Annotated in this window: 1 pseudogene; it reads left to right on the top strand. The window is 45.9% G+C overall.

Annotation, left to right across the window (positions count from 1 at the left end):
* A pseudogene (locus CWC14_RS18205) lies at nt 1–475 on the top strand (ribonuclease E); the annotation flags it as partial.
* Nucleotides 476–800 lie beyond the last annotated feature (325 nt).

The raw sequence follows: 800 nt of genomic DNA, 5'->3' as shown, positions 1-800 counted from the left end.
AGAACCAGTGCAAACTGAAGAGCCAGTGAAAGCTGAAGAACCAGTGAAAGCTGAAGAACCAGTGAAAGCTGAAGAGCCAGTTAAAACTGAAGAACCAGTGAAAACTGAAGAACCAGTGAAAACTGAAGAATCAGTACCAGCGGAAGAAGTCGCTGTTGAAGCAGAAACTGCACCGGCTAGTGCTACTGAAACACCTGTAGAAGCGAAAGAAGCACCTGTGGTTGAAAATAAACCTAAGGCAGTTTCGCAAACGAGTTCAGCTAATGTAAACGCTAAAGCTGTGATTACAGCAGGACATGCAAGTGCGCCAATGGCACAGCCTGCGCCTGTAGCCGATAGCGAAACCAAGCATACATCGGTTGCAATGGCACATGACAAACGTGAGTTAATCCCTGACAGCGGCCTTCGCCCTGGCTCGGTAAAACCTGCCGGTCGTGCAAGCTCAGCAATGACTAAAACGCTGAGTGCTGAATAAGCACTGAGTTTAGCTCAAAGCATAAAAAAGCCGCGTTAATTGATTTTAACGCGGTTTTTTAATGCCTGGCATTTATGTAACTGGCAAACGGGGTTCGGGCTGCGAGGATCGGGTAAGGAGTAAAGACTGGAGGTTAAAGGTTAAAGGTTAAAGGTTAAAGGTTAAAGGTTAAAGGTTAAAGGTTAAAACATTCGAAGCTTCGCTTCACACGAGATCAAGCTCTATGTCTACCAGTTATCTGCTAATACCTGTTTTATCTTCTCATTTACTCCTCATCCGCTTCTCTCAGTGCAGCGCGCAGCGCCTTATATGGACTCCCCGTTTT

Origin of the sequence: Pseudoalteromonas sp. S3260 (genome assembly GCF_005886925.1) — a bacterium.
GTDB classification, from domain to species: Bacteria; Pseudomonadota; Gammaproteobacteria; order Enterobacterales; family Alteromonadaceae; genus Pseudoalteromonas; species Pseudoalteromonas tetraodonis.
The sequence above is the reverse complement of the archived record's forward strand: the minus strand, read 5'-3'. Positions and strand labels throughout refer to the sequence as shown.